The sequence below is a fragment of the Geodermatophilus sp. SYSU D00879 genome (assembly GCF_054050375.1).
Window position 1 is genome coordinate 135,312 of sequence record NZ_JBJGZF010000004.1, and the last position, 26,830, is coordinate 162,141.

The 26,830-nt window shown below is 73.1% G+C and carries 24 protein-coding genes, 4 tRNA genes and 1 pseudogene; 14 read left to right on the top strand and 15 right to left on the bottom strand.

Annotated elements, in window-relative coordinates; genetic code table 11:
* The 4 genes from ACI79B_RS07885 to ACI79B_RS07900 form a co-directional block, all read right to left on the bottom strand.
* Nucleotides 1-453 carry a GNAT family N-acetyltransferase gene (locus ACI79B_RS07885; RefSeq protein ID WP_456927493.1) on the bottom strand — a complete coding sequence of 151 codons (453 nt, stop codon included), beginning with the start codon at nucleotides 451-453 and terminating at the stop codon, nucleotides 1-3.
* Nucleotides 454-480: 27 nt separating this feature from the next.
* A tRNA-Phe gene (locus ACI79B_RS07890) sits at nucleotides 481-554 on the bottom strand.
* A 26-nt stretch (nucleotides 555-580) separates the two neighbouring features.
* Nucleotides 581-654: transfer RNA gene (locus ACI79B_RS07895), tRNA-Asp, on the bottom strand.
* Between the two features lie 24 nt (nucleotides 655-678).
* Nucleotides 679-751, bottom strand: a tRNA-Glu gene (locus ACI79B_RS07900).
* 115 nt (nucleotides 752-866) lie between these two features.
* On the opposite strand from ACI79B_RS07900, the gene ACI79B_RS07905 reads away from it, so the two are divergent.
* Nucleotides 867-1,517 (top strand): AMIN-like domain-containing (lipo)protein, encoded by a 651-nt coding sequence (locus ACI79B_RS07905; RefSeq protein ID WP_456927494.1) that lies wholly within the window; start codon nucleotides 867-869, stop codon nucleotides 1,515-1,517.
* Between the two features lie 4 nt (nucleotides 1,518-1,521).
* Here ACI79B_RS07905 and ACI79B_RS07910 read toward each other — a convergent pair whose 3' ends face one another.
* The 4 genes from ACI79B_RS07910 to ACI79B_RS07925 all read right to left on the bottom strand — a co-directional run bounded on the left by ACI79B_RS07910 (nucleotide 1,522) and on the right by ACI79B_RS07925 (nucleotide 4,671).
* A complete protein-coding gene (locus ACI79B_RS07910) occupies nucleotides 1,522-1,845 on the bottom strand; it encodes a hypothetical protein (RefSeq protein ID WP_456927495.1) in 324 nt (107 codons plus the stop codon).
* A gap of 23 nt (nucleotides 1,846-1,868) precedes the next feature.
* The gene (locus ACI79B_RS07915) at nucleotides 1,869-3,374 is read right to left on the bottom strand and encodes a metallophosphoesterase family protein (protein WP_456927497.1); all 1,506 of its coding nucleotides are present in this window, start codon (nucleotides 3,372-3,374) and stop codon (nucleotides 1,869-1,871) included.
* A 96-nt stretch (nucleotides 3,375-3,470) separates the two neighbouring features.
* Nucleotides 3,471-4,073 (bottom strand): NAD(P)H:quinone oxidoreductase, encoded by a 603-nt coding sequence (gene wrbA, locus ACI79B_RS07920; protein ID WP_456927498.1) that lies wholly within the window; start codon nucleotides 4,071-4,073, stop codon nucleotides 3,471-3,473.
* A 118-nt stretch (nucleotides 4,074-4,191) separates the two neighbouring features.
* Nucleotides 4,192-4,671 carry a GtrA family protein gene (locus tag ACI79B_RS07925; protein ID WP_456927499.1) on the bottom strand — a complete coding sequence of 160 codons (480 nt, stop codon included), beginning with the start codon at nucleotides 4,669-4,671 and terminating at the stop codon, nucleotides 4,192-4,194.
* Nucleotides 4,672-4,854: 183 nt separating this feature from the next.
* Between ACI79B_RS07925 and ACI79B_RS07930 the strand changes: the two genes are divergently transcribed.
* The 4 genes from ACI79B_RS07930 to ACI79B_RS07945 all read left to right on the top strand — a co-directional run bounded on the left by ACI79B_RS07930 (nucleotide 4,855) and on the right by ACI79B_RS07945 (nucleotide 7,356).
* The gene (locus ACI79B_RS07930) at nucleotides 4,855-5,280 is read left to right on the top strand and encodes a VanZ family protein (protein WP_456927500.1); all 426 of its coding nucleotides are present in this window, start codon (nucleotides 4,855-4,857) and stop codon (nucleotides 5,278-5,280) included.
* A 10-nt stretch (nucleotides 5,281-5,290) separates the two neighbouring features.
* The gene (locus tag ACI79B_RS07935; RefSeq protein WP_456927501.1) at nucleotides 5,291-6,172 is read left to right on the top strand and encodes a Rieske 2Fe-2S domain-containing protein; all 882 of its coding nucleotides are present in this window, start codon (nucleotides 5,291-5,293) and stop codon (nucleotides 6,170-6,172) included.
* Nucleotides 6,173-6,194: 22 nt separating this feature from the next.
* Entirely contained in the window at nucleotides 6,195-7,049 is an 855-nt protein-coding gene (locus ACI79B_RS07940) for a hypothetical protein (RefSeq protein WP_456927502.1), read from the top strand.
* 175 nt (nucleotides 7,050-7,224) lie between these two features.
* Nucleotides 7,225-7,356, top strand: coding sequence for a hypothetical protein (locus ACI79B_RS07945; RefSeq protein ID WP_456927503.1), 132 nt, complete (start codon nucleotides 7,225-7,227; stop codon nucleotides 7,354-7,356).
* Between the two features lie 462 nt (nucleotides 7,357-7,818).
* Here ACI79B_RS07945 and ACI79B_RS07950 read toward each other — a convergent pair whose 3' ends face one another.
* The 4 genes from ACI79B_RS07950 to ACI79B_RS07965 form a co-directional block, all read right to left on the bottom strand.
* Nucleotides 7,819-8,172, bottom strand: coding sequence for a phage holin family protein (locus tag ACI79B_RS07950; protein WP_456927504.1), 354 nt, complete (start codon nucleotides 8,170-8,172; stop codon nucleotides 7,819-7,821).
* Between the two features lie 65 nt (nucleotides 8,173-8,237).
* Nucleotides 8,238-8,606, bottom strand: coding sequence for a gas vesicle protein GvpJ (gene gvpJ, locus ACI79B_RS07955; protein ID WP_456927505.1), 369 nt, complete (start codon nucleotides 8,604-8,606; stop codon nucleotides 8,238-8,240).
* Nucleotides 8,607-9,087: 481 nt separating this feature from the next.
* On the bottom strand, nucleotides 9,088-10,362 hold the full coding sequence (locus ACI79B_RS07960; protein ID WP_456927506.1) for a cytochrome P450: 1,275 nt from the start codon (nucleotides 10,360-10,362) through the stop codon (nucleotides 9,088-9,090).
* A gap of 56 nt (nucleotides 10,363-10,418) precedes the next feature.
* A complete protein-coding gene (locus tag ACI79B_RS07965) occupies nucleotides 10,419-12,032 on the bottom strand; it encodes an FAD-dependent oxidoreductase (RefSeq protein ID WP_456927507.1) in 1,614 nt (537 codons plus the stop codon).
* Between the two features lie 790 nt (nucleotides 12,033-12,822).
* On the opposite strand from ACI79B_RS07965, the gene ACI79B_RS07970 reads away from it, so the two are divergent.
* From ACI79B_RS07970 to ACI79B_RS07980, 3 genes are all read left to right on the top strand, one after another.
* Entirely contained in the window at nucleotides 12,823-13,644 is an 822-nt protein-coding gene (locus tag ACI79B_RS07970; protein WP_456927508.1) for an MEDS domain-containing protein, read from the top strand.
* The gene (locus tag ACI79B_RS07975; protein ID WP_456927509.1) at nucleotides 13,641-14,717 is read left to right on the top strand and encodes an anti-sigma factor RsbA family regulatory protein; all 1,077 of its coding nucleotides are present in this window, start codon (nucleotides 13,641-13,643) and stop codon (nucleotides 14,715-14,717) included. The genes ACI79B_RS07970 and ACI79B_RS07975 overlap by 4 nt, the downstream gene beginning before the upstream one ends.
* A gap of 134 nt (nucleotides 14,718-14,851) precedes the next feature.
* Nucleotides 14,852-14,924 (top strand) — tRNA-Lys (locus ACI79B_RS07980).
* Nucleotides 14,925-15,142: 218 nt separating this feature from the next.
* Here ACI79B_RS07980 and ACI79B_RS07985 read toward each other — a convergent pair.
* Nucleotides 15,143-16,252: pseudogene (locus tag ACI79B_RS07985) on the bottom strand (tyrosine-type recombinase/integrase); the annotation flags it as partial.
* 25 nt (nucleotides 16,253-16,277) lie between these two features.
* Complete coding sequence (locus ACI79B_RS07990) at nucleotides 16,278-16,862, bottom strand: hypothetical protein (protein ID WP_456927510.1); 585 nt, start codon at nucleotides 16,860-16,862, stop codon at nucleotides 16,278-16,280.
* A gap of 175 nt (nucleotides 16,863-17,037) precedes the next feature.
* Between ACI79B_RS07990 and ACI79B_RS07995 the strand changes: the two genes are divergently transcribed.
* Both ACI79B_RS07995 and ACI79B_RS08000 read left to right on the top strand, forming a co-directional pair.
* Nucleotides 17,038-17,631 carry a hypothetical protein gene (locus tag ACI79B_RS07995; RefSeq protein WP_456927511.1) on the top strand — a complete coding sequence of 198 codons (594 nt, stop codon included), beginning with the start codon at nucleotides 17,038-17,040 and terminating at the stop codon, nucleotides 17,629-17,631.
* A 118-nt stretch (nucleotides 17,632-17,749) separates the two neighbouring features.
* Nucleotides 17,750-18,403, top strand: a complete 654-nt coding sequence (locus tag ACI79B_RS08000; protein ID WP_456927512.1) for a hypothetical protein — start codon at nucleotides 17,750-17,752, stop codon at nucleotides 18,401-18,403.
* Between the two features lie 232 nt (nucleotides 18,404-18,635).
* On the opposite strand, the gene ACI79B_RS08005 is transcribed toward ACI79B_RS08000, so the two are convergent.
* Nucleotides 18,636-19,187, bottom strand: a complete 552-nt coding sequence (locus ACI79B_RS08005) for a hypothetical protein (RefSeq protein ID WP_456927513.1) — start codon at nucleotides 19,185-19,187, stop codon at nucleotides 18,636-18,638.
* A 493-nt stretch (nucleotides 19,188-19,680) separates the two neighbouring features.
* Between ACI79B_RS08005 and ACI79B_RS08010 the strand changes: the two genes are divergently transcribed.
* The 4 genes from ACI79B_RS08010 (at nucleotide 19,681) to ACI79B_RS08025 (ending at nucleotide 26,619) form a co-directional block, all read left to right on the top strand.
* Nucleotides 19,681-20,046: a hypothetical protein gene (locus ACI79B_RS08010; protein WP_457000098.1), complete on the top strand. Its 366-nt coding sequence runs from the start codon at nucleotides 19,681-19,683 to the stop codon at nucleotides 20,044-20,046.
* 11 nt (nucleotides 20,047-20,057) lie between these two features.
* On the top strand, nucleotides 20,058-20,438 hold the full coding sequence (locus ACI79B_RS08015; RefSeq protein WP_456927515.1) for a helix-turn-helix domain-containing protein: 381 nt from the start codon (nucleotides 20,058-20,060) through the stop codon (nucleotides 20,436-20,438).
* A gap of 262 nt (nucleotides 20,439-20,700) precedes the next feature.
* Nucleotides 20,701-21,015, top strand: a complete 315-nt coding sequence (locus ACI79B_RS08020) for a hypothetical protein (protein WP_456927516.1) — start codon at nucleotides 20,701-20,703, stop codon at nucleotides 21,013-21,015.
* A gap of 45 nt (nucleotides 21,016-21,060) precedes the next feature.
* A complete protein-coding gene (locus ACI79B_RS08025) occupies nucleotides 21,061-26,619 on the top strand; it encodes a sacsin N-terminal ATP-binding-like domain-containing protein (RefSeq protein ID WP_457000099.1) in 5,559 nt (1,852 codons plus the stop codon).
* Nucleotides 26,620-26,830 lie beyond the last annotated feature (211 nt).

Consider the following 26,830-nt stretch of genomic DNA (forward strand, 5'->3'; position numbering starts at 1 on the left):
TCAGGGTCCAGCCAGGTCGACCACCCACAGGCCGGGCAGCACCTCGCGCTCGGCCACCTCCGTGAACCCGGCCCGGGCGTAGAGCCGGCGGGCCGGGGTGTTGGCGCGGCCGGTGGAGACGGTGACCGGGCGCCGCCCGGCCCGCTCCAGCACGGCGGCGACCAGGGCCAGCCCGGTGCCGCGGCGCGCGTGCGCGGGGTCGACGACGAGCCGGTCGACGTCGACGCCGATCCCGGTGTCCCGCCGGCCGAGGGCGCCGAGGACGGTCGCGCCGTCGCGGGCGACCAGCCAGGACAGGCCGGCGCCCCGCAGGGCGGCCAGGTCCTCGTGCAGGGCGGGGATGCGGTCGTCGCCGATGAGCCGCGCCTCGACGGCGTAGGCGGCGTGCTGGACCTCCAGCAGGCGGGCCGCGAGGCCGACGACCCGGGCCGGGTCGCGGGCTTCGACGACCACCGGGCTCCGGAGGGGGAGAAGAGTGTGTGGGCAGGGGCGGGGTCGAACCGCCGACCTCTCGCTTTTCAGGCGAGCGCTCGTACCGACTGAGCTACCTGCCCCTCCCGGTGATGCTGCACCGGGGAAGCGACCCTGACGGGACTCGAACCCGCGACCTCCGCCGTGACAGGGCGGCGCGCTAACCAACTGCGCTACAGGGCCTTGCTGGTACTGCTGGTGGTGCCGTGCCCCCAACGGGGTTCGAACCCGTGCTACCGCCTTGAAAGGGCGGCGTCCTGGACCGCTAGACGATGGGGGCTCGTGTTCGCCGGGGGCAGGGAGAACGATACACGGCCCCCGGAGGGCCCCTGACACCACCCCTCGGCCAGGCGTGGCGGGGCCGCCCGGGGCCGGCCGGCTGTCACGATCCGCGGGTGTCCCGCCGCGCCCCCGCCCCCGTCCCCGCCCTGCTCGCCGCGGCGCTCCTGCTGACCGGCTGCGGCGGGGAGGAGCGGCCGGCGGCGGGCGCGTCCCCGACCGCGGCGTCGTACCCCGCGACCTCCTCCGCGACGTCGTCCGCCGGTGGTCCGGCCTCGCAGACCGGGACCGGCGACGGGGACGCCGGCACCGCCGCGCCGTCGTCCCCCGCCGACACGCGGCCCGACACCGCCGACGCCTCCGCCGACGCGTCGGTGACCGTGCGCGACGTGCGCACCGGCCACCACGACGGCTTCGACCGCGTGGTGTTCGAGGCCGGCGGCACGGGGACGCCGGGCTGGGACGTCCGCTACGTCGACGTCGCGAGCTCGCAGGGCAGCGGCGAGGAGGTCGCCGTGGCCGGCGACGCGGTCCTGCAGGTGACGATCACCGGCGCCGGCTACCCCTACGACACCGGCGTCGAGGAGTACGCGGGCCCCGACCCGCTGCCGGGCGAGGGCACCGCCACGGTCACCGAGGTGGTCTTCGACGCCACCTTCGAGGGGACGACGGTCGCCTTCGTCGGCACCCGCTCGCAGGCGCCGTTCCGGGTCTACGCGCTGGAGGACCCGACCCGGGTGGTCGTCGAGGTCGCCGACGCCGGGTGAGCGGTCAGCCGAGGCTGGCCGTGAGCTCCACCGTGTCGCCGGACACGCTGGTGCACTCCAGCGACAGGCTCCCGGCGTTCACGGACTCGCCTTCCCCGCAGGACACGCTGGCCCCCGCGACGCTGATCGACGCCCGCCCGTCCTGCACGCTCCCCAGCGTCACCGTCGTCCCCAGGACCTCGACCTCGCTGCCCTCCCCGTCGAGCGTGATCGTGCAGGTCGACCCGGAGCAGGAGAAGCCGTTCGAGGTGAACGAGCAGCCGGCGACGGGGACCAGGGCGAGCGCCCCGGCGAGGACACCGGCGGCCAGGCGGGGAGTCGGAGCCATGGCGCGAGCGTAGGACGGGCGGCTCAGTCCGTCGGGGAGGCCGGTGTCCCGTCGCCGTCCTCCGTGCCGCCTCCGTCCTCGGTGCCGTCGGCGGGGACGTCGTCGGCGGTCCGCTCCGGGACGACGGTGCGCACGATCGTCGCCTCGGTCTCGCCGAGGCCGCCCAGGGTGATGTCGTCGTAGGCGACCAGCGCGCCGGTGTCCGGGTCGAGGTAGAGGACGGTGCAGGTCAGCGGCTCGGGGTACTCGCCCTGCAGGCCGCGCAGGCCGGCGCCGCCGGTCGACCCCTGCACCATGAGCAGCGTCCCGCCGTCGAGGGGCTCGACCTCCCGCTCGTGGGTGTGCCCGGCCAGGACCAGCGGGACGACGCCGTCCAGCGGCCCGGCCTGCCCGGGGTCGTGCACCATCGCGATCGCCGGCGTCTCCGCCTGCTCCTCGGCGACCTCCGCGAGGTCCTCGCCGGTCTGCTCCAGCGACTCGCCGTCGCCGGAGGCGTCCTTGTCGGGGGTGAACCGGGGGTCCCGGGCGCCGACCACGGTCAGGCCGGCGACCTCCGTCGCGGAGTCGTCGAGGACGGTGGCGTTGGGCTGGGAGGCGACCAGCGCGGCGGTGGTCGCCGAGTCGTGGTTGCCGCGGACGTACACGTAGGGGACGCCGAGCGCGCCGATGGAGCCGATCAGCCGGTTCTCCGGCTCGCTGCCCCAGTCGGTGATGTCGCCGGTGTCGAGGACGGCGTCGACGTCGAACTGGTCGGCCACCTGCGCGACCAGGTCGAAGCCCGCCGGGTTGAGGTGGATGTCGGAGACGTGCAGCAGCGCCACGGTGTCGGTGGGCCCGCCCGGGGCCGGCAGTGCCGACAGCGCGGAGTAGAGGGTGCCGACGTTGGTGACCAGCTCCTCCAGCGACTCCCGGTAGGCGCTGAACCGGGCGACGATGTCCTCGGCGCTCCCGATCAGGCTGGTCGCGTTGACCAGCAGGCCGGTGTAGGTGGGCTGGGACAGCGCCTCGGGTCGCCAGGTCGCCGCGCCCAGGCCGGCGGTGCCGGCGAGCAGCACCACGGAGACCCCCGCGGCGACCAGCGGCTCGCGCCAGCGGCGGTAGAGGAGCAGGGAGGCGACGGCGGCGCCGCCCACCCCGGCGGCGGCCGTGGTCCAGGCCAGCCGGACGACGGCGTCCTGCAGGTCGGCGCTGACCCGGTCGACCAGGCCGTCGAGCCGGGCCGGGTCGCTCACCAGTTCCTGGATGCGGGACTCGTCGACGCGGCGCAGCTGGACGTCCAGGCCGAGCGGGCCGTCGTAGGCGTCGACCTCCAGCGTGCCGAGCGGCGGCACCTCCACGGTCGCGCCGCCGCCGGTGGGGGTGAGGGCGAGGCCGGCGTCGAACGGGCCGATGGGCGCCTCGACGCGGCCGAGCAGCAGGATGCCGAGCAGCGCGCCGGCGGCCGCGACGGCGAGCCGGACCGCCCAGCGCCCGGCGACCCGTGCCGGACGCCTCCAGCGCCCGGGCGCCCGCGTCGTCGGCTCGCTCATCCCGTCGAGGCTAGTTCCGGGGCCACGCCCCTGCTCGGGACGGCGACGGCCGGCCGGGAGGGGTCCCGGCCGGCCGTCGCGGTGTGTCCGTGCAGGTCAGGCGGCCAGCTTCGCCGTCACCTCGGCCAGGCGGCGGCCCTGGTAGCGGGCCGCGGCGAGCTCGGCGTCGGACGCGGTGGCCGACTTGCCGCCCGAGGCGTTCGAGACGCCGTAGGGGTTGCCGCCGGCCTCGAAGAGCAGCGGGTCGGTGTAGCCGGGCGGCACGATCACCGCGCCGAAGTGCGAGAAGACGTTGAAGAACGTGAGGATCGTCGACTCGTTGCCGCCGTGGACGTTCTGCGCGCTGGTGAACGCGGTGGCGCCCTTGTTGGCCAGCTTGCCGGTGAACCACAGGCCGCCGAGCGTGTCGATGAACTGCTTCATCTGCGAGGCGGGCGTGCCGAAGCGGGTGGGGCTGCCCAGCGCGTAGCCGTCGGCCCACTCCAGGTCGGCCGGCGTGGCCTCCTGGACCTCGCCCGCGGTGGCGTCGACGTGCGCCCGCCACAGCGGGTTGCTGTCGATGGCCTCCTCGGGGGCCAGTTCCGGGACCCGGCGGAGGCGCACCTCCGCGCCCGCCTCCTCGGCGCCCTCGGCCAGGGCGCCGGCGAGCTGGTGCACGTTCCCGGTGGACGAGTAGTAGATGACGGCGATCTTCGCCACGGTTCCCTCGGCTCTCGTGTCGCGTACGCGGTCTCGTGGTTGCACGTTCAACCACTATCGGGTTGTGTGCTCGCGACACGCGCGCGCCAAACACCCGGCGGGGGACCGGGTGAGGGGGTCAGGCGGGCTGCGGGCGGAAGACCCAGCGCAGCGCGAGGAAGCGCAGCGTCCCGATGGTCGCGGTGACCAGGGCGATGACCGCCAGCTCGGCGACGACGGCGGGCTCGCTGACCGTGGCGTTGAACCAGCTCAGCGCCAGGCTGGTGGCCACCATGCCGGCGATCGCCAGCGCGCCGCCCTCCCACTGCGCGGCGAACCAGCCGACCCGCTCACCGGCGCGGAAGGTCAGCCGCCGGTGCATCTCGTTGGCGAGCATCGACGACAGCGCCGAGCCGACGACGTTGGCCTGCACGCCGCCCAGGTCGCGCAGCAGCCAGAACAGCAGCGCGTAGACGGCGCTGGAGAACCCGCCGACCATCACGAACCGCGCGAACTGACCCAGGGCCCGGTCGGAGCGCACCAGGGTGTTCAGGCTCGCGGCGAGGTCGGCGACCACGTCGACGACCGCGGGACGGTGCAGCAGCGACGGGCAGGTCACGGGCGCACCTCCTCGCTGGTCACGGCGTCGTCGGGGATCACTGTGCAGGATCCTCCTGACAGTTGCCTCGGGGCGACCGGATTACTCCCTGCGGGTCGCTGTGTCGGGTGTGCATCCGCTCACTCCGGGTCCCCGCAGGCGGTTCCCAGGGGGCTGCCAGGGACGTGCGTCACGGTCGGGGTCATGAGGTCGCTGCTGTCCGCCGTCCTCGCCGTGGCGCTGGCCGCCGTCGCCGCGCTCACCCTGCTGCCCACCGGCGACGGGGGCTGGGCCTGGGGCTCGCCCGCCGTCGAGGCGCAGTGGTACCTCGCCGGCCTGGACTCGCGCGCGACCGTCCGGCAGCTGCTGGGCAACCTGCTGCTGCTGACACCGGTCGCCGCGGTGGCCGTCCTCCGGTTCCCGGCCCTGCGCCGGCCGGCCCTCCTCGCGGGCGCCGCCGTCGCCGCGGGCGCGGCGATCGAGGTGCTGCAGTGGCTGCTGCCGCTCGGCCGGGTCGTGTCGCCGCTGGACGCGCTGCTCAACGCGGCCGGTGCGCTCGCCGCCGGACTGCTCGTGACCTCGCTGGTCAGCACCGTGGCCGGTGGCGTCAGGGTGGCCCGGCGGGGGTAGGAGCCCGCGCATGAGCCTGATGGGGATCCTCGACCGACTCGCGGACGTGAGCACCTTCGACCGGGCCATCGAGCAGGCCCGCGCGGCGGTGCAGGCGGTCCTGCGGCCGGCGGCGCTCAAGGACGCGCTGCACGGCACCTGGCTCGGTCACCCGCTGCACCCGGTGCTCGTGCAGGTCCCCGTCGGGAGCTGGACCTCGGCCGGCCTGCTCGACGCCGTCCCGCCGCTGCGGCCGGCGGCCACCGTCCTGATCGCCACCGGGGTCGCCGTCTCGGTGCCCGCGGCGATGTCCGGCGCGGCCGACTGGTCGGAGCAGGAGGTCGGCGTCCGCCGGCTGGGCGCGCTGCACGCCGTCTCCAACGTGGCCGCGCTGAGCCTGTACGTGGGCTCCCTCGTCGCCCGGGCCAAGGGGCGCGGCACGCTCGGCCGGGTGCTCGCCTACGCCGGGCTGGGCATCGCCACCGGGTCCGCGGCGATCGGCGGGCACATGTCCTACGCCCAGTCCTCGGGCGCCTCGCACGCGGCGACGGCGGCCCGCGCGCTGACCTCCGACTGGATCGACCTCGGCCCGCTCGACGACCTGCCCGAGGGTCGGCCCGCGCTGCGCACCGCGGGCGGCAGCGGGGTGGCCGCGCCGCTGGCCGCCGTCCGCCGGGGCGCGCGGGTCGACGTCTTCGTGGGCGCCTGCTCGCACCTGGCCGGGCCGCTGTACGAGGGCGCCGTCGAGGAGGTGCGCGGGCACGAGTGCCTGGTCTGCCCGTGGCACGGGTCGGCGTTCGACCTGGAGAACGGGGAGCCGCGGCGCGGGCCGGCGGCCAACCCGCAGGAGAAGCTGGAGGTGCGGATGGAGGCCGGCCGGGTCATGGCGCGGCTGCCCTCCCGCCACCAGTAGCCCGCCGCCCTACGCTCGCCGCATGCGGCGGACGGCGGCGGTGCTCGCCGTGCTGCTGTGCGCCGCGTGCGGCTCCGCCGGCCCGTCGGCCGCCGAGCCGGCCTCCCCGGTGTCGCCGTCGTCCACGCCCGCTCCCGGGCCGGCCGCGCCGCCGGTGCCCGGGATCGAGGCCGAGGCGGTGGAGCTGCGCACCGACGCGGCGGTCGGCGGGCAGGTGCAGGTCCGGGTCACCGACACCGGCACCGAGCCGTTCACCGTCACCGCCGTGGCGATCGACTCGCCCGGCTTCGCGCCGCTGCCGGACCGGGCGGTCACCGCCGCCTACGCCCCCGGCCGCACCATCGACCTGCCCACGCCCTACGGCGAGGTGGTGTGCGACCGGGCCGCCGAGCCCGCCGCGGCGCGGCTGACCGTCGTCCGGCCCGACGGGCGCACCGAGACCCTGCGCGTGCCGCTGGCCGCCGAGACGCTCGGCCGCATCCACGGCGAGCGGTGCGCCGTCCGCGCCGTCCTCGCCGTCGCGGGGGTCACCGTCACCGGGCTCGCGTCGGACGGGAACGCCGTCGCCGGGTCGCTCGTGCTGACCCGGGCCGGCGACGACGACCGCCCGGTGACCGTGACCCGGCTGGAGGGCAACGTGCTCTACGACGTCGCGGCGGACCTGCCGCGGACCCTGGAGGCGGGGGAGCCGACGCTGGAGGTCCCGGTCGAGTTCACGATGGCGCGCTGCGATCCGCACGCGCTGGCGGAGGTCAAGCAGCCCTACCTGTTCGTGCTCGGGCTGCGGGTGGGCGACGACGACGAGGTGCCCGCGGACCTGCCGCTGGACCAGGCGCAGCGCGACGTCCTCTTCGGGCTGGTCGCCGCCGCCTGTTGACCCCGGGAAGGGACCGGCCCGGCTGTCCCGGGGGGAACGGGACGGCCGGGCCGGAGTGCTCGCACGCGGTCGTGACCGGCGCGCTGGGGATGACCGTAGGTAGTGGCCCCCGGTGCCACGATCCCCTGAACGGGTGCACGTCCCCGGGCGAGTGGCACCTCACGGTGACGCACGGTTGCCGACGGCGCGCGGTGGGCACCTCGACCCGGTGTTCCTCTTCTTCTCCAACCGCCTGGGCTGCCTGGGTTCCCTGCTCGTGTCCGCCGTGCTGACCCTGGTCGTGCTGCTGGTGCTCGACGTGCTGTGACCCACGCCGAGGTCCTGGCCACGCCGGCGGCCGCTGCCGGGGCGGACCGGGCCCGGCTCCGGACGGCGCCCGCGGCGGTGGAGGAGGCCGACGGGCGGTGACCGCCGACCGGTGACGGGGTGTGCACCGGGGGACCGCAAGCTGCTGCGCAGCGCCGCAGGGCGGGGCGCGACCGGCGTGTCCGCAAGGGGTGGTCCGGGCGGCCGCCACAGGATCGGCGCCCTCGGAACCCCCGGCGTGCACGGACGTGCGCCGACGAGATCGGAGGGCACGATGCAGGACCCGACTCCCCGACGAGCCCAGCCCGACCAGCGGCGCCGCCCCGGCCTGCGCGAGATCCCCGCCGTCCGGAGGGGTGAGGAGGACGAGCGCAGGGCCCCGGCACGGGCCGCGCGCGCCGACGCCTGAGCCACGACGACGCGGCGCGCCGGTCAGACCCGCCGGTCGCGCCGCGTCCTCCGGTCAGGTCCCGGGGCGAGGGGCCGCGCCCGCCGGCGCCCAGGGCATCCGCGCGCGGCCGGCCCGCGCCAGGGCGGCGGCGCCCGCGCCGAGCGCGGCGGTGACCAGCGCCGCCGACGCCGTCGGCGGCAGCCGGCGGTCCAGCAACCGGATGAGCAGCGCCGTCGCGCCGCCGGCCGCCATCGAGCCGAGCACGGCCGAGCCGCCGAGCAGGCGCGCGCCCTCCCGCGAGTCGCGGTAGGGGCGCGTGACCTCGTTGCGGACCCGCTCGACCTCGCGGTGCACCGCCGCGCCGATCTCCTCGGTCAGCGGCTGCAGCAGGTCACGGCCGGGAAGTCCCGGGATCTGCGACGTCATGGCACCCTCCCCGGTCCCGACGGTCGCGGTGCCTGCGATTGTCGCCCCGGCCGGGCCCGGGCGTCCTACCGCTCGCGCTCCTCGTTCCCGCGGCCGGTGATCTTCTCGACGAAGTTCTCGATCTTCTCCGCGGGACCGCTGAGCTTCTTCTTCACGACCATCTTGGCGCCGCCCTCGAGGGTGTCCTCGAAGAGCCCGGGCAGGCCCCTGGGCTCGCTCTCGGGGTACAGGTCGAGCCGGTTCACCGCCTCCGCGAACCGCAGGTAGGTGTCCACGCTGGCGATGACGACGCGCGCGTCGACGGTCACCAGCTCGATGCCCAGCAGCGCCACACGTGCGTACGCGTCGAGCACGATCCCCTTGTCCAGGACCACGTCGAGGACGTCGGCCAGGCCACTGGGGCGGGGCGCGCGGTTGACGGTCGACACGGTCATGAACTCCCCCAGGTCTGCGGCTGCCTCTCCACGATGGCCTGCCGCCCGCCGGCCCGCAGAGGATGCCGCCCCGGCGCGTCACCCCGTCATCGGGCGGTCGCGCTCGGTCACGGCGTCACTGACGGCCCCGGCGTCGTCGTGGGAGCCGCTCCGGCGGTCGCCGGCCGGCGGGACGATGCCGGTGCCGCACCGCCCGCGGCCCCGCGCGGGCAGGCAGCGGATGGAAGAGGGTGCCGCCATGCCGGAGGGAACCCGACGCCGGGCCCAGCCACCCCAGCGCCGTCTGAACCGGACCCGCCAGGCCCCGCGGAGGGCGTCGAAGCCGCAGCCGATGGGGGACACGGGCCAGAAGCAACCGTTCGGCGCCCAGCTGTGGAAGGGGTTCCTCGACGGCCTGCGCCGCCGGCGCTGACCTCCGGAGGCCGGAGACCGCCCGCTCCGGCGTCGTCTCGGGCTCCGCACCGCCCGCGACGGGCTGGTCCTACCGCGGGCGCGGCACGGTCGGCCCGTCCGTGGCGGGGGCGATGCCGTCGATGGTGACCCGCAGGTGGCGAGGGCCCCGCAGGACCGGGCTCGTCCGGTACGGCGGGGGGTCGACGACGAGCTGTGGGTTCACCAGCCGACGGGCCAGTTCGGCGAGGGCGATCTGGGTCTCCAGCCGGGCCAGCGGCGCGCCGAAGCAGTAGTGGACGCCGCCGCCGAGGCCGAGGTGCTGGTCGGTGTCACGGGCGAGGCCGAACCGGTCGGGGTCGAACCGGTCGGGGTCGAACCGCTCGGGATCGCGGACGTGGGCGGGATCGCGGCTGCCGGCGGCCAGGACGAGGACGACCCGGGAGCCCCGCGGGATCGTGGTCCCGGCGATCTCGATGTCGTCCAGGGCGCTCCGGTTCGGGAGGAACTGCACGGGCGGCTCGTAGCGCAACAGCTCCTCGACCAGCCAGATGGCCAGCTCGGGGTCGTGGCGCAGCCGGCCGAGCACCTCGGGGTGGCGCAGGAGGGTGAGCACGCCGTTGGTGATCAGGTTGACCGTCGTCTCGTGCCCGGCCACGAGCAGCAGCACGGCGGAGGCCAGCAGTTCCATGTCGGTCAGGCGGCCGTCGGGGCTGTCCTCGGTGGCCAGCGCGGAGAGCATGCTGGCGTCGGGGGACTTGCGGTGGGCGTCGACCAGGCCGGCGAGGTAGAGGCCCATCTCGCCCTGGGCCTGCGCTCGCTTGCGCTCCTGCTCGGCGGGGTCCCGGGCGCCCGGGTCGATCGTGTCCACGAGGGCCTGGGCCCAGACCTGGAAGCGGGGCTCGTCCTCGCGGGGCACCCCGAGCAGCTCGCAGATCACCGTCACCGGGAGGGGATAGGCGAACTGCTCCACGACGTCCACCTCCGACTGGCCGGCGAGGCCGTCGAGGAGCCGGGTGGCGAGCCGGCGCACGCCCGGGGCCATGCCGTCGATCCGGTCGGGGGTGTGCGGCGGGCCGAAGTGGCGGTTGACGATGCGCCGCAGCCGGTCGTGCTCGGGCGGGTCGGTGCGGATGAACGGCGTCGGGCGGCCCGGCGCGTCGTCGTTGGTGTGGTGCACGGAGCTGATCCGCGGGTCGTGCAGCAGGTCCACGATCTCCCGGTAGGTGGAGACGACGTAGCTCCCGTCGTCCTGCCGGGCCACCGGGGTCTTGCGCAGCTCGGCGTAGAGCGGGTACGGGTCGGCGCGGTTGGCGTAGTCCAGGATCTGTGCGAAGACGCTGGTGGGCGGCGCGATCGTGGTCATGAGGGCGGCCTCTCTCGGGCGCGGGATCGGGGCACTCGGGGGTGGGCGAGCGCCGGTCAGCTCGGCAGCAGGGTGGCGCGCCGCTCGGCGGGGTCGTGGCCGGTGAGCACGACGGTGGCGCCCTGGGTGGGGATCGGGTGGGTGGGGAACCCGGCGGGGGACGGCCGCAGCTCGCCGGGCTGGTCGACGGTGTGGGACGCGGGCGGGAAGGGCGCCCCCCGCTCGATCTGCCGGCCGTAGAACTCCAGCCACTTCGACTGGTCGAAGGTGACGGCGCCGACCAGGCGGCCGCGCAGGCCGTAGGCGGCGACGAACCGGCGATCGGCCACCGAGCCCTGGGTGACGACGACCTGGTCGGCGATGTTCGGCACGCCGATCGACTTGATCTCCACGCCGAACTGGGTGGACCAGAAGACCGGCACGGCCAGGTGCGGCCAGCGGTGCGCCTCGTCGCTGATCATGTTGTGGGCGGCGACCTCGGCCTGGGCGACCGCGTTGCCCCAGTGTTCGAGGGCGAGCATCTGGTAGCCGAACAGCGGCTGCGGGGTGCGGGCGACGTCGCCGGCGACGAAGACGTCGTCGGTGACCAGGCCGTTGGCGTCGAAGGCGCGGCAGCCGGCGTCGCAGGCCACGCCCCACCGGCCGGCCGCCAGCCCGGAGCCCTCCAGCCAGTCGACGTTGCGGACGGCGCCCAGCGCGGCCACCGCCACGTCGACGTCCAGCGTGCTGCCGTCGGAGAGCCGGGCGCGGCGCAGCCGGCCGTTCTCGCCCTCCAGGGCGGTGACCATGACGCCGCAGCGCAGGTCCACACCGGCCTCGCGCTGCAGGTCCGCCGCGACCGCGCCGATCGTGCCGCCCAGGGCGGCCACCAGCGGAGCCGGGCCGGCCTCGGCCACGGTGACCGGCAGGTCGAGCTCCCGGCAGACGGAGGCGACCTCCGAGCCGGTGAACCCGGCTCCGATGACCAGCACCCGGTTCGGCCGGGCCGCCACCAGCCGCTGCAGCCGGTCGCCGTCCCGGCTGGTCCGCAGCACGGTCACCCCGTCCAGCGCCGCCTCGGCCGGATCCGGCCACGGCCGGGCCCGCACTCCGGTCGTGATCAGCAGCCGGTCGAAGCCGACGGACGAGCCGTCGGCCAGCCGGACCTGCTTGGCGGCCAGGTCCAGCCCGGTGGCGGCGACACCCAGTCGCCAGTCGGCGTCAATGGCGCGGCGGCGCGGCAGCCCGGTGTGCCCGGCCGGCACGGAGCCGTTCAGCACCTGCTTGGACAGGGGCGGGCGGTCGTAGGGCTCGGCGGGTTCGTCGCCGATCACGGTGAGCGAGCCGGTGAACCCCTGGTAGCGGAGCGCCCCGGCGGCCCGCGTCCCGGCCAGCGACGCCCCGACGATCACGATCCGCCCGGTCCGCAGGAACTCCTCGTCCATGTCCCCGCGGCGGGCCGCGGCTGCCGCGGCCCGCCCGGCGCCGTCCTCGGCGGGGCCTCGGTCGAGGACGATGGCCTGCACCGGGCAGGCCGCCGCCGCGCGCAGCACCCGCTCGCGCAGCTCGTCGCTGGGTTCGGGGTCGTAGAGCAGGGCCTCGCCGGCGCCGTGCATGGTGAAGGCGCTCGGGGCCAGGAAGGCGCACTGCGCGTAGCCCTGGCACCGGGTCAGGTCGACGACGAGCTTCATGGCGACGTCCTTCCTCGTACTCGCGTACGACGGGCAGACGGGCGGTCGTCCCGCGAGCCGCCGGACGGCAAGCCTGGAACAGCGGCGGATCGTGGGCCTCACCCGGTGCGGGTGAGACCCGGGCGTCGACGAGCGGGCACCCGCCGGCAGCGCGGTGGGCGGAGATGCGCCGCCGGCCCGGGATGCGGGGCTGGATCGAGGGACGGCCGGTCGAACCCGCCGGCCCGCTGTGCGAGGTGAGCCCTGCCCTGACCTGGCCACGAGGCAGGTCGGGTCACGGCCTGGCGAGAGGTCGCCAGTGACCGCCGACCTCGCCGAGCTCAGCCCCGACCCGGTCCCCGCGCTCGAGGGAGACCTGACCGCTCGGGGGTTCGCGGACCGGGACGTCGAGGAGGCGACTCGGCATGCCGGAGGGGAGTGGCTCGGGCGTGGGAGCTGGAGCCGGCCCCTTCGGCGGGGCGACCGGCTCCCGGCCGGCACAGTCCCGGAACCGAGGACGCCGGCTGCCGTAGGCCCGTGGCGTGGGTGGGGTCAGGCGCCCGACCACGGCGATGACCCCGAGGACAACACTGATCGAAGGGCTGATCCCCACGGGCCTCTGGTGGATGCAGAAGACGCCCTGGACCTGCTGCTCCGCCTCGCCGACGCATCGTGATCGTCGGCCTGTCGGGACGGGAGCCGTCCTCGCTGGAGCGCAACGGCACCACTTCCGGAACGGCGCCCCTCCGCGCGGTCGTCGGTGACTTCCGTCCTCGTCCTGAGCGGCGTGCTTCGCGCGTAGCGTTGGCCTGTGGGCGATGTCCGGGAGGCTCCGGGCACGGAGTGGGACGGGCATGTCCTGCTGCTGCACCGGACCGAGGGCGAACGGTTGGCCGGTCTGACCGCCTGGGTTCGTCGTGGGCTGGAGCTGGGCGAGAAGATCATCTACACCGAGCTCCCGCTCATGCCGGAGGACGCGCTGGTCCCGGTGCTGGAGGCCCGCGGTGTGGACGTTGCCGCCGCCGTCCGCGATGGGCAGCTCGTGGTGCTGCCGCCGGAGGAGTTCTATCCGCCGGAGGGTCAGCGCGTGGTCGTGGAGCGCGCGCTGGCCGAGGGGTTCACGTCGGTGCGCATCTCGGCGGAGGTGCGGGCGGCGCTGAGTGTCCTGTCACCCAGTGAAGTCCACGGTGTCGAGCAACGGCTCGACGCGCTCGTCGGTGATCTGCCGATGAGCGCGATGTGCCAGTACGCCGAGGCGGCCACCACCGGCAGGTGGCTGGACGACGCGGTGGCCACGCACCTGGCCGGCGTGCACCAGGCGACCTTCTCCACCAGTCGGGACCTGGACGGGCTGGCCCTGCACGGAGAGGTCGACGCCACCAACACCGAGGTCTTCACGGCGGTGCTGAGCGCCGCGAGCCGTCACCGGTCGCGGGTGCTGTGGGTGGACCTGGGCGAGGTCAGCTACGTCGACGCCGGTTCGTGCTGGCGGCTCGACGACGCCACCCGTGGCTTCCGGTCGTCGGGCGGCCACGTCCTGCTCGTCGCCCTCCAACCGCCGGTCGAGCTCACGATGCGCATGCTGGAGGTCGACGAGCTGCCCGGCATGCACCTGGTGGGAGGCGAGCGATGACCTCCACCACCGGACCAGCCCACCTGCACGCCGCGCTCCTCTACCGCTCCGCCGAGGACCTGGTGTCCGCGGTCGTGCCGTTCCTGGCCGAGGGGCTGGCCGTCGGCGAGACGGCCGTGCTCGCCTGCCGGAACGAGAACAGCGCCCTGCTGGCCGAGGCCCTCGGCCACGACGACCGCGTCCTCGTCCTGCCGCGGGAGGGGATCTACACCCGGACCACGCACGCGATCGCCGCGTTCCGCCGGGTGGTCCGCCGCCAGCTGGTGGCCGGGGCTCCCGGCGTGCGGCTGCTCGGCGAGATCCCGGTCGATCAGTCCGGCGACGGATGGCACGAGTGGCACCGCTGCGAGGCGGTCCTCAACGTCGCACTGGGACCGCTGCCCCTGTCGAGCGTGTGCGCCTACGACCGGCGCGAACTGTCCGAGGGGATCCGCGGAGGCATCGAGGAGACCCATCCCGCGGTGATGACCCCCGCAGGGCCCGTGCCCAGTCCCCGCTACCTGGACCCCGCGACCGTCCTGCGCCGGACCCCGACCACCCTGGCGGGTCGAGCGGAGGATCTCCCGCCCACGCTCCAGTTGGCAGACCTGGCCGATGTCGCCCGGCTGCCGGAGCTGCGCGCGCGAGTGCGCGCCGCCCTGGACGACTCGGGCCAGCCGGGGCAGCTGCGCAGTCGTTTCGCCGCGGCGGTCGCCGAGGTCCTCCTCAACGCCTTGCGGCACGGTCGCCCGCCGGTCGCCGTCCGGCTGTGGGCGACGCCGACCCGGCTCGAGTGCACGGTCACGGACTGCGGGGACGGGTTCGACGACCCGCTGGCCGGCTACACCCCGCCGAGCAACGGCTTCCCTCCTGCCGGGGCGGGGCTGTGGCTGGTCCGGGAGGCCTGCGACACGCTGGAGACATTCCGGACCAGGGGCGGCTTCGCCGTCCGCCTGACCACCCGCCCGCCCGGATCGGACACGGCTGCCATGCCGTCATCGGAGGCGGCGCCCGCCGACACCCCTGCCGCCCGGACGGACCGGGCCCGCGCCCACGCGAGGGAGTTGGCCCGTCGGCTGGTGGGGCAGCCCTAGGCGGCTCTGGCCGCCGGCCGTGCGCTGCTCGTGGTGGCGCCCGACGCCGGCGGTAGCCTCGCAGCGGGCCGCAGGCGCCGCCGCTGTCTCACGCGTTGTCTCGTGGGTTGTCTGGAGGGTTGTCTGCACCCACCGGGCCTCTAGCTCAACTGGCAGAGCAGCGGACTTTTAATCCGCGGGTTGTGGGTTCGATCCCCACGGGGCCCACCGCGCCGACCAGCGCGTTTCTCCGCAGACTGGGTGGTGGGATCGCCCACCAGGCCCGGAGTGGTCGCAGTGTGGTCGCCGGACGCCGCGGCGGAGGTGTTGAAGGCCTGCTCAAGGGCCGCGGCCATGGCGTCGGACGCGGTCCGCGCGGTGTCCTCGGACAGGTGGCCGTAGGTGTCGACAGTGATCCCGATCGAAGAGTGGCGGAGCATCTTCGACACGATCGCCATGGGTACGCCGGCGGCCAGCATCAGTGATGCGGCGCCATGCCGGAGGTCGTGAAGTCGGACCTGGCGGAGGCCGGCGGCCTGGCTCAGTGCGACGAATCGGCGGGTGACGTACTCCGGGCGTAGCGGAGCGCCGTTCTCGCGGGCGAAGACCAAGCCGTGGTCCTCGTAGGCGTTCCCCCAGGCCTGCCGGTCGATGTCCTGTCCGAGGCGCCACTGCAGCAGGGCCTGCACGGCGCGCTCGGTGAGCGGCACGGTGGCCTCGGAGGAGCAGGTCTTCGGGGTTGAGAACTGGAGCCGACCGCCGACGTCGACGACGGTTTGCCGGATCCGGGCGGTGCGGTTGACCAGATCGAGGTCGGCCCAGCGCAGCCCGAGCGCTTCCCCTCGGCGGAGGCCGCACGCGGCGATGACCTCGAACAGCGGGCCGAGGCGATCGGTCTCGACGTGCCGGAGGAAGGTGGCGAGCTCTGCGGCCGACCAGGGCTGGACCTCCGGCCGGGCTCCGGTGGGCGGTGTGACATTGCTGGCGACGTTGAACGGCAGGCGCCGGGTCTTCACGCCGTAGCTGAGCGCCGACCGCAGCGTCGCATGGATGCGGCGGACGGTGGCCGGGCTACGGCCAGCGGCAGCGTCGGCCAAGAGTTGCTCGACGTGCTCGGCGCGGAGCCGCTCGATGGGCACGTGGCCGAGGGCCGGGACGATGACGTTCTCGACATGCGCTCGGTACGAGCGGAGCGTCGTCGGCTTGGCCTCGCCCGCCTTGACCTGCAGCCACCGGGTGAGGAATGCGGCCACGGTCTCACGGTCATCGATGCGCACGCCCTGCGCAGCACGGTTCGTGACGTCGGCGAGGGCCTTCCCGGCGGCGCTCCTGGTGGGGAAGCCGCCGCGCCGCATCGTCCGGCGCCTGCCCGGCGTCGCCGGCAGGTCGACGGCGAAGTACCAGGTGCCGTGCTTGCCGTCGGTGGTCAGTCGTGGGCAGGCTCCGCCGAGCTGCTTGCCGTTCTCGTCCCGGCAGGAGCAGCGGCGGTACACGCGTCCTCGACGGTTCATGCCCCGTAGCTCCCCTGCGCTGATCGTTCGGGCTCGTAGCGGCATCCACAGCGTGGGAGTCGCGCAAAGCTCATGAGTGGTCCTCTGGGTGGGTGTCGGGCGTCCTGACCGGTGGGATGAACCCGCGTGCTCGTGCCCGGAAGACGGCCTTGCGAGCCTGATCGATGCTGACGGGGCTCGGCAGTGCGCCGGCTCCTTCCAGCGCCTCCTGAACGGCCTGAACGGGGCGGTGACCTCCCAAGCGGTAGGCGGCAGCGACCACCTGTTCGAGCACCTCGTCGCCGAGCTGTGGCGGGCGACCGCGACGCCGGGACTCGGCGGACGCCTGGGCGCTGCTGTGTCCATCGCCGATCAGCTCACGTGCGCGGGTGTTCGCTCCCTCGACGAGCTCTCGATATTGCTCCAGGGCGTCGTCCAGGACGTCGCGAAGAGGCAGCCCACGCAGGACCGTGGTGCCGACCTCCTCCCAGGTGGAGTTCCCGAGGTCGAAGGGGATCGTCAGCATGCTGTCGCCCAGGTTCAGCGAGCGGATGTCGAGGCCCACGCAAGTCAGCCGGTCATTGACCTGGGCGAGGTGGACCCCGATGTACACGCGTGCGTCGCGGACCTGTCTGACGACCGGGAAGACCCCGCGGTAGGTGTTGGATGTCGCCACGCCTCTTTTGTAGCACGATACGGTCGAGTCCATGCCTAATCTGAGGATCAAAGGCGACAGGGACGCACCTCGACGAAACGGCGAGCGCAGCTTCTAACTACCAGCTGACGTGCGCGGCTAGCGCGGTTAGCTTCGCATCAGTTGAAGGCATGCGAGTCTCGCCACACGCTGCGACATGGCCATAGCCATGCGTGTAAAAAGGCGGCATGACGTCCGGGGCATCGCGGAGGACTACGGCGACTTCACCGACATCGTCGGCGACGCCGCACCGGTCCTTGCCAACGTCGAGAAGGCCATCGAACAACTCGCCCTCGGCGTTCACACGACCAGCGACGACATCAGCGCCGAGGTCGCGAGCCTGCGAGACCAGGTCGACGACCTCGCCAGCCGTCCCGTCCAGGCCGACGATTTCGGGACTGCTCCCGGGAGCGCAGCATGCATCGAGGAGCCGCCGGTCCTGAGCGGTGAAACCGACCTCGCCACCCTTGAGCACGTCCTCACCGCCAACGCCCTGACCGCCCCCTTGTTTGTCGAGGCCCCGAGCCAATCGCGCGCCTATCGCCTCACACTCCCCGCCGAAGCGGGGGTGTACTCCTTCGACTGCGATGCCGGAATTGCCGAGCCACGTCTGTACAAGGAGGCTGACGGTGGCTGCGTCACGGTCACGTTCGACCGGCAGACCGCTGACGAAAGCAAGACCGACATCGTGTTCCTTACCTACGGAACCCCTGAACTCGAAACGCTTCTTCCGCGTAACACTGAGAACTGATAGGGCCCGGCCGTCCGTTGGCCAAGTCCTGCGCGAACTACCGCCGATCGGGTCGACCGCTCCTTTCCAGAAGACTTCGGCTGGAAGCGGAGACCTGCCGGCATGAACGGAGGCTGCGGTGATCGCCGGAAGCTTGTCCCTGGACGACCTCGTCTCCGGTCTCGCTCAGGTGCGTGATGTGTTCCATTCCGAAGCCGATCTCCAGCATGCCCTCGCTTGGCAGGCGCACCTGCTCGACCCCAAGGTGGAGGTCCGTCTGGAGACCCGCCCGGATCCACTGGTTCGCGAGCGACTTGATCTGCTGCTCTCCCGCCCCGACCTGGGCCGGTCCACCGCCATCGAGATCAAGTACTGGAAGAAGCGCTGGTCGGGCACCGTCAAGGGCGAGGCCTTCGATCTACCCAACCAAGGGGCCCACGACATCCGCCGGTACGACTTCGTCAAGGACGTCTCCCGCGTCGAGCGGTTCGTGGCAACGCGGCCGGGATGGAACGGTCTGGTCCTTCTCTGGAGCAACGACGATCTGGACTGGCGAGCACCCACGCACCTTCGTCCCACCGGGGCCGACGCCTTCCGAGTGCACGAGGGCACTGTCCTGACCGGAGAGCGCGCCTGGGGGCCGCGGGCAGGGCCGGGGACCCGACGCGGTCGCGAAAAGCCGATCACTCTGTCCGGCAGCTACAAGCTGACTTGGCAGGACTTCTCGAAGTTCGCGCCGGGGCCCGGTGGCCAGATGCGACTCCTCGCCGTTGAGGTCGGGGAGCTCGCTTGATGCCTACGGTCGTGAACTTCGCGAGTTGCAGGACGCACGGTCGTACCGCCTAGGCCAGGCTCTCGCCATCTCGAATGGCGACTCCATTTGGGCAACTGGCCGGCTGTACCGGACGCCAACCGATTGGCATCCTCCGGCGAGGTTGAGTTCATCAGCTGCCTGGCTGAGCAGCTGAGCATGGAAAGAGGCCTGCCCAGCGCCCTCGAAGGGACCCTGGGTAGACCGTCATGAGTCAGGACTGCCGCACGCTTTCGTCCACCTCGGACGAGGCCAAGAACGCGGTGGTGCCATCGGTGTCGATCCTGAGGATGGTCTTCCCCTCCGCCCGTGCTCTCTTCCGCTGGTGTCGGTACTTGATCACCGAGCTGAAGCCTTCGGTGAAGCGCCAGAGAGCTCGTAAGACGGCGACGACGATCGCAATTAGAACCATGTAGGCGAACAGCGAGGCGTAGGTGCGCCACACGACGCCCCAACTCCAGTTGAGTCCGTGACCGCCTGCTGTGTAGTAGGCGAGCACGCTGAGAGTGAGGAAGGTAGCGATCGTCCCCAGTCGCACACAGATTCCCAAGTACTCGGCGCGGCGGCCGAGGCGCGTCCTGGTCCGGTGGGCCAGTTCGGTCAGCTCCTCTTCGACAGCCTCTCGGAACTGCTTACCCATGCCGTTCGGCAGCTCCTTCACCAAGGCGACGTCGGCACGGACGCGCCGCTGGAGCGTCGGCCACTTGAACAGCGGGACGAGCGCGATCAGCAGCGGGACGATCACCGAGAGGATTTGGAGGACCACGCTCGGAGAGTAAGTCGAGGCGCTGACTTACCACGCCGCCTTGACTGGCTCCTGCGGCTCCTGCCAGGCACCCCTCGGTCGGGGCGGCACCGGGACGCCTGGCGCCGATGGCGCAAGGCAGACGAGCCCTCGTACGAGGCCGCGGGCTGTCCTCCTGCATGGCCTTCCTGGGCTGGCGCCCATCGCTGGCCGAGGAGTGGGCTGGTCAGACGGCCGGCGTTTCCCTGCCGCACCGAGCCGTGTCGCTCAGCCGTGGTACTCGTAATCCCGTCACACCAGCGGCGCGGAGCCGCCGCCCTGAGCCCGAGGAGGGTGGGGCGTAGCGCGTCGGCCAATGGAGGAGCCCAGCGCTGGCACTCGGCAGACCAACGTCGGAGTTGGCTGGGGCTGGCAAGCCGTCACACTCCCTGCGGGACCTGGGTCTCAACTCGGCAACGCCCGCAGTATCACCTTGCGCTCATACCACTTAGAGGTGATAGTCACGGGTGTGCGCGTGGTCCAGACCAACCGCTACCAGGAGTGGCGGAAGCAGACCATCGCCGATCCGGAGTGTGGGACCCAGGCTGAGATCTTCCTCCTGGCGATGGAGTCTCAGCTCCGGCAGATGAAGGGGCCGCCGGGGGAGGAGACCGCCACGCTGAAGCGGGTGATGCAGGCGCGGCGACATCCCCTGTGGCGGGTCAGGCACCCGTATCGCGAGAATCTCGCCCTCCGGATAATTTGTTACTTTCCCAACAACGAAACGGTGGTGCTGGCGCTTCTGGGCTTCAACAAGCACCCCATCGGAGACATCTGGTACGACCGCGCAGCTAAAGAAGGCGAAGCAATGGTCGATCACTACCTCAGGCAACAACAGTGAAGGGAGGCGCCGTGAGTAACCTGCTGCACGCAGAGGCCGCCGACATGGAGGACGTCACCTTCCACGACGCTACGCAGGAGATCGACGACGCTCTGGCTGACGCTGACAAGGCGGCCAAGGTCGAGGCCGTCCGGGCTGAGATGGCCCAAGAGGACCGCGTTTACGCGATGAACCTCGCAATGATGCGCAAGGCTGCTGCGTTGACCCAGGAAGAGGTCGCTGAGCGTCTGCACGTCGGACAGTCAGCTGTCGCTCGGACGGAGAAGGCTGACGATCTCTTGCTGTCCACACTCCGGCGGTACGTCGAATCCATGGGCGCTCATGTCACCGTCGTAGTGCACCTCGCTGACGGGAAGCACGTCGAACTAGACCTTGAGGCGCTAGCCAAGTAGCTCTGGCCTGCCCATACGGCCTGGTCCTGCGGGCCAGCCCTAGGCAGCCATCCGCGTCGCCCGATAGCGGAGAGCGAGCACGCACATGAGGAGTAGCGCGGCGCGCGCCGAGAACGCGGTCCATGTCCGGGATCGCGGGCCTGCCCGGCCGCCAGAATGCTAGCGCTAAGGGTAATCCGAGCGAGCATGCCGCAGAGGTAGGAAACGAGGACGGACGGCGGCACCAGAGTCGTGTCCTGTCGGAGCGATCACGCCGTTCGGCATGCTGATCGTCGGCGGCTCAGGCAGCCGCCACCTGCTCCTCGCCCACTTGCCGCTACTGATACGGGGCGTGGCGCCACCGGTCCGCCTGCAAGCCGGCTACCACCTTGACTCCGTCAACGACCAGTCTGTGGACATCGTCGGGCCAGTCGGCCAGCCCTGCACCCAGAGAGGGTCGTACCGGTGGATTAGGTATCCGCAGGCACGGCGTTTGACCTGCGGCTTCTATGCCTGTGGTCGCAGTGTGGTCGCGGCGTCCATGCTCGCGTGTCGCGGTGAACTGCATGTGCGCCTGGAGCTCGACGCCACGCTGTAGTCGCGCGAGCACAACCGACCACGAAACGGTCCGTAGGGTCCGGGCGTGAGTGCTGACAGCTCGAAGGCGGATCGACGGCTGATCGAGGAAGTCGTCCGGCAACGCGCGGTGCACGAGACAGCAGAGGACGTGCAGGTCACCTGCTCCTTCGCTCGGGCCGAGCAACTGCTAGGCCGCGAGTACCACGGGCGCTTCCTCATCGAGTTGCTGCAGAACGCCGCGGACGCGTGGCGGCAGCAGGCACGGCCAGGGGAGCGCGGTCCCGTGAGAATCGTGCTCGAGGCTGACGGTCGCGCTTTGGTCGTGGCCAACCGAGGGGCGGCTTTCCCGGCCCGGGTGGTACTGACCTCGCTCGGCCACCTCGGCCGTTCGACCAAGGACAAGGGCGAGGCGATCGGCCACAAGGGCATCGGGTTCAAGTCGGTGTTGGAGGTGTCGTCGACGCCCGAGCTGTACTCGGATCTGGGCCCTCAGGGCCCGGGGTTGGCCATCCGCTTCGACGCAGTTGCCGCCCTGGCCGAGATCCGGGGGCGGTCGACAGGCTGGGAGCGGCACCTCGCCGAGGTCGACGACATGCACCGGGAAATTGACGCGGTTCCGGTGCTGCGCTTCCCGCGCTGGGTCGAGCAGCCCCCGCCGCTGGTTGCCGAGTTGGCGGCCGAGGGCTTCACCACCGTCGTTCGGCTGCCGTACAGCGGCGACGGGCCCGCCGACGAGTGGCTCGCCGTCGTCCGCCGCGCCCTCGAGGAGGACGTGACCGACCAAGTCCTGCTGCTGTTGGGGACCTTCGATGAGGTCGTCATCGACGACCGCCTGGCCGGCACACGGCGCACTGTGGCTCCGTCTTGGGGGGCCCACGCTGAGCTGCCCGGGGGGGTGTCGCGGGAGCGGGTCGTCATCGAGCGGGACGGCGAGGTCAGTAGCAGCTGGTTCCTGTATCGCCAGGGGGACGGTGGCTTGGCTGGAGAGACGGCCGTCGGCGTGCGAGTACAGCCGGCCACGGACGGGCCGCCCGCGGTTGTGTCCCCGCTGGCGGGTGACACCGGCTCCCCCTTCCACCTGTTCTTCCCGACTCGGATCGCCTCCGGGATACCGTTGCTGCTGCACGGATATTTCGAGGTCGACGCTGCGCGCACCGGGTTCTACGACGGCGAGGGCTCTTGTAACGCGGGGGTTCTCGACGCGCTGGCGGGCCTCTGCGTGCGTGCGCTGGACGATCTCGCCAGCTCCGGTGCTGTCGATCTCGTCAGCCTGGTCGAGCGCTTCGCGGGCACCACGCCCCCCGACGACCCGCAGGCCCGTCGCACCCGCGAGGCGGTGCTGGCCGGGCTCGACGACGTCGCATGGGTGCCGCTGGCCGCGGGCGGTGACGGCCCGCGCCGGGCTCGCCCCGCCGACTGCCTCGTCACCTGGGACGACCGGCTCGATGATGCGCTGCTGCGCACATTCCCGGCCGACTACGTCGAGCGCTCCTCCAGGCGCCGGGTGCCGCACCCCTGGCTGAGCGCTGCCGGGCGGGCGCTGCTGCGCGCCCGCCGCCCTGCGGACGAGGAGCAGGGCTGGGCTGACCTCGGGCGATTGCTGCGTCCCGGCCCAACGCCGCCGTGGCCGGCCGGTGACGAGGACGCGGGGTTCCGCGGCCTCCTGGATCTCATCACTCTCCTGCAGGTGCTCGACCGCAGTCGGGCCGACGACCTGCTCGCGTCATTGCGCGGGGATCCGATGGCACGGCTCCTCCCCGTGCCGCAGCCCGCGGGAGGGCGGCGCCTTTACCCGCTGCCCGCGCCCGAAGAGGGCGTCCGGGGCCGCCGCAGCGCTCTGGTCATGGGCCGCGTTCGCGCGGGCGGCGCGCCCCTGCAGCCGCCCGAGGCGATGGACGTGGTGTTCCTGCGCGACGGCCTACTGGCCAGCGAGGCCGACGGCGACCGCGCCAAACCGCTCGGCGTCCGCCCTTTCACGGTAGAGACCGTTCTCGACCGACTGTCGGCCGTTCAGGACGCTCAGGGTGGCGAGCTCGTCACCTTCCTCTGGACGCTCCTGGCGAGGGCCCGCGGCCACGAGGCGGGTACGGCGAATGGCGGCCGGCTAGCGGGCGTGCTCGACCCCGCCCAGTGGTTCTGGTGCCAGCCGGGTCGGGGCGACCTCGCCGACAGCGACCGTGCCAAGCAGCGGCGCCAGCGTCAGATGGCCGACGTACGGCTGCCCGCGCGGGATGGCACCTGGCGGCCCGCTGGGACGCTCGCGCTGGGTGAGGACTGGGCGGACTGGCTGGAGGAGTGGGCGCCGGGCGACCACGCGACGGCGGCACGGGCCGCGGCGTACCGGGCCCTCGGTAGGGTCGCGCCGGAGGCCGGCGCCCTCCTGGGCCCACCGCAGGAGGTGCTGGCGCTCCTGCCACCGCTGCCGGGGCTGCAGGACGACGACGCCGCCGACGGCGCCGCGGTCGAGCTCGACGGGCCGGCGCGCGAGCGCGAACGACTTGCCTTCCTGCTGAGGCTCGGCGTGTGGGAGGTGCTCCCGGTCCAAGCGCACGACGAGCGGCAGGGTGACGCCGAGCGGCCCTGGGCTGACCTGCGCAATCAGCTCCGGCCCGGCGTCGACGACGGTCCCTGGGCCTTCGAGGGTGCCCCCTCGGCCCGCGGCCACCTCAACGTCCGGGTGTCCGAGGATTTCCGCTTCCTCTGGACCCTAGAGCAGCCCGATGTCGCCCGGCGGCGGGACGTGGCGGCGCTCCTGTCCGCGGGAGCCGGTCTCTACGCCCGGCTCACCACGGCGCTGGCCTTCTGCCGCGGGTGCAGCAACGGCGGCCGATGGCACACGAAGACTTACAGAACAGGGGTCGACGACCGCGGGGTAAGCACGCTCGCCCTGCAGCTCGCGGAGTCGGAATGGGTGCCAGCCGAGCTCGCCGCCGTGCCCCAGCCGGGCGGCTCCCGCCCCGCCGCGGTGTGGTGGGCGGAGGACCCGCCCTCCGAGGCCGGCATGTCCAACAGCCCTCTGCGCTTCTTGCCGCTGCTGCACCGGGACGCGGAGGTATCGGGGGAGCTGCGCCGGCTGTGCGGCATCACCGACCTGGAGCACAGCCCCCTCGAGCGGCTGGCAGACCTGCTGCGCGGTCTAGGCGACGGCGTCGAGAGCGGCGCGCTGCCCGGTCCCGGCAGCGGCCGGCAGGCGCTCGTCGGTCTGCACCGCCTGGCGTACGGCCGCCTCAAGGACCTCGACGGCGGGGCGGCGCTGCTGCAGGAGGTCGGCGTCCTGTGCGAGCTCGACGACACCCTGGTCCTCCGCCCGCCCGCCGAGTCGAGGCACGACGACGACCGGTACTCGACCTACCGCCGGCATTTCAGCCGCGTGGTGCCGTTCGTCGTTCTGGCGCGCGACAAGTCCGCGGTCGCGCGCGCCCTCGACCTGCCCGCCTTCGAGGTCGCCGTGCGACGGGAGGGCGACAACCCCGGGACCGACGTCACGGCAGAGTTGTCGGACGCCCTGGCCGAGCGGCTACCCGAGCTGTTAGCCGTTCTCATCCACCACAGCCTGGGCGCTCAGACCCTGGAGCCCACCAGCCTCCAGTTCGATACCCGGTCCCGACGCCTGCGCGCCCTCGTGGTCCGTCAGGTGCCGGACCTCGTTCTGCACGTCGAGGCGATCGGGACCGGGCACGCCCACACCCTGGGGGAGGGGGCGGTCCAGGACCTGTTCCTGGAAGGCGCCACCACGTCGAGCCCGGTGCTCTACCACGACCTGTCCGGCCCAGGCTGGCAGCGCCGGCTTCGGACACGCCTGGCCGGGCCCCTCGCCGCCCTGGTCGAGAGCACTGCGTACACCGCGACCTTCCAGCTACTGCTGCTGGCCGATGACGACGCCGAGCGCGAGCGCGTGCTGCACGACCTCAGCATTAGCCACGACAACGTGCAGGAGGTGCGGAATCGGCTCGGGGCGGTGACCGAGCTGGACCGGCGGGCCGAGCGCGCGTGGCGTCGAGCCCTGCTGCGCGTCCTCCCCGGCGCCCCCGCCGAGCCGGGGCCGGACCTGGCGGCGGACTTGCGCGGAGCCGGGTTGCCCTCGGAAGTGGCCGAGCAGGTGGCCGCGGCGGGCGGCGGGCAGGCGGCGCGTAGCGATAGCGGTCCGGTCCTGCGCCTGCTGCACGGCGAGGGTGTCGACCTCCCGGCGCTGCATCAGGTCCTGCGCGAGGACGGCGACCCCGGTCTGAACGTGCGGGCTGCTGCTGAATACCTGCGCGGCTGGAGGAACCAACACGAGCGCTGGTTAGTGGCGGTGCTGGCGGTCGCCGGCACGCCCGAGGACACCGCGCACGCTGGAGTCGAGGCCCTGGGCCCGCCGCCCGAACTCGCCCTCGTGCTCGACCCCGACCCGGCGCAGGTGCTGGCCGGGGCCGTACACCTGCTGCAGGTGGCTGGTCTGGACCCCGACCCGGTCGCGCTTGCGGCCAACCCGCGGGCAGAACTCGTGCGGCTGGCCGGAGCCTCCGGGCCGGAGGAACTGGCCGGGCGCGTGGAGGCCCTCTATGTCGACGACGAGCGCCGACGAGTGCTCGAGCGGGTGGCGGCGGCCTGGCGGCGCGAGCTCGCGTTCGTCGGCACGCTGGCCCTCGCGACGCCGAGCGAGACCCGGGCCGTAACGCGGGCCCATCACGAGTCGGTGCTGCAGCTCGTCCCGTCGTCGATAAGGCTTCCCAGCGGCCTGCGCGCCTGCCTGCCGGACCTGCTACCCGGACTCCCGGGCGCGCAGGAGCTGCTTGAGCACCGGCTCGTCGACAGCGTGACCGTCGCCTTGCCTGACCGCGGCGAGTTGCTGGAGGCGCTCGCGGGATGGCTCCCCACGCAGCTGGCGGACGACGTGCAGGCGGCGGTCGCGCAGCCGGTCAAGGAACTGGTGCGCCAAGTGCGCGACCGCGTCGTACGCCTGGCCGAGGCCGGTCTCGCGCCCGTGGCGCCCGCGGGCCTCGTGGCGCCGCCGGAGCGGCGTGCGCGCCCGGCTGGGCCACGCACGGTCGCGCGCGTCACCGTCGACGTGTCGGTCGACCGGCGCAAGAGGCAGCTCGGCGACGAGGCTGAGGCCTGGGCGTTCGCGGGCGTCGTCAGCCCACTGCTAGCACTGGCCCCGACGGCACGGGCGGAGGCGCTGGACGAGGTCATCGCGCTCCTGTGCCGGTATGCGCAGGGGTCGGCGGTCGAGGCCGCACTGGCTCACCGGGCGGCGGCAGCATCGCCCGACGCTGACGAGGAGGACTTGGTCGCCGATCTCGCGGGACTGCTGCACGTGAGCCGGCACGGGGACGGCTTCGGCTACGACCTACTGGGCTGGCTGCCGCCGGAGGAAGGTGCCCGGCCGCGGGCGGTCGCTCTCGAGGTTAAGAGCAGCGCGGATGGCGGCTTTCTGCTGAGCCGGAACGAATGGGCTATGGCCGAGCGATTCGCCGACGGCACTGAAGGCGACGCGTACGCCGTGCTCGTCGTACGTCGCGGTGCCGGAGGCGCCGCCCCGGCCCGGCTCGACCTGCTCCGCGACCCCGTTGCGCTCGTGGAGAGCAAGCGCCTCACGAAGGAGGAGGACACGTACCGAGTGCGGTATGCACTCGGCTGAAGCCATCGATGACGCGCGGGTGAGCTAGGTGGCGCCCCGCACACGTGCTTGGAGGCACATGGGCTGATTCGGCGTGGCCTTGCCCGGATTCGCGTGTATGGAGACAACGGGGTTCGCTCAAACGAAACTGGGACTGTGAGCGAGCTTCAGGAGCCGACCCTCGCGCGTACGCGCGATAGGCGTCCGCCCGGTATGCCCGGTATTCCGTGGC

Excerpts from the sequence above, each read along its gene's own strand:
- ACI79B_RS07910 (WP_456927495.1), bottom strand. The coding sequence starts at position 1,845 with ATGGCTCCGACTCCCCGCCTGGCCGCCGGTGTCCTCGCCGGGGCGCTC.
- ACI79B_RS07915 (WP_456927497.1), bottom strand. The coding sequence starts at position 3,374 with ATGAGCGAGCCGACGACGCGGGCGCCCGGGCGCTGGAGGCGTCCGGCA.
- ACI79B_RS07930 (WP_456927500.1), top strand. The coding sequence starts at position 4,855 with ATGAGGTCGCTGCTGTCCGCCGTCCTCGCCGTGGCGCTGGCCGCCGTC.
- ACI79B_RS07935 (WP_456927501.1), top strand. The coding sequence starts at position 5,291 with ATGAGCCTGATGGGGATCCTCGACCGACTCGCGGACGTGAGCACCTTC.
- ACI79B_RS07940 (WP_456927502.1), top strand. The coding sequence starts at position 6,195 with ATGCGGCGGACGGCGGCGGTGCTCGCCGTGCTGCTGTGCGCCGCGTGC.
- ACI79B_RS07950 (WP_456927504.1), bottom strand. The coding sequence starts at position 8,172 with ATGACGTCGCAGATCCCGGGACTTCCCGGCCGTGACCTGCTGCAGCCG.
- gvpJ (WP_456927505.1), bottom strand. The coding sequence starts at position 8,606 with ATGACCGTGTCGACCGTCAACCGCGCGCCCCGCCCCAGTGGCCTGGCC.
- ACI79B_RS07960 (WP_456927506.1), bottom strand. The coding sequence starts at position 10,362 with ATGACCACGATCGCGCCGCCCACCAGCGTCTTCGCACAGATCCTGGAC.
- ACI79B_RS07965 (WP_456927507.1), bottom strand. The coding sequence starts at position 12,032 with ATGAAGCTCGTCGTCGACCTGACCCGGTGCCAGGGCTACGCGCAGTGC.
- ACI79B_RS07975 (WP_456927509.1), top strand. The coding sequence starts at position 13,641 with ATGACCTCCACCACCGGACCAGCCCACCTGCACGCCGCGCTCCTCTAC.
- ACI79B_RS07995 (WP_456927511.1), top strand. The coding sequence starts at position 17,038 with ATGGCCATAGCCATGCGTGTAAAAAGGCGGCATGACGTCCGGGGCATC.
- ACI79B_RS08020 (WP_456927516.1), top strand. The coding sequence starts at position 20,701 with ATGCTGATCGTCGGCGGCTCAGGCAGCCGCCACCTGCTCCTCGCCCAC.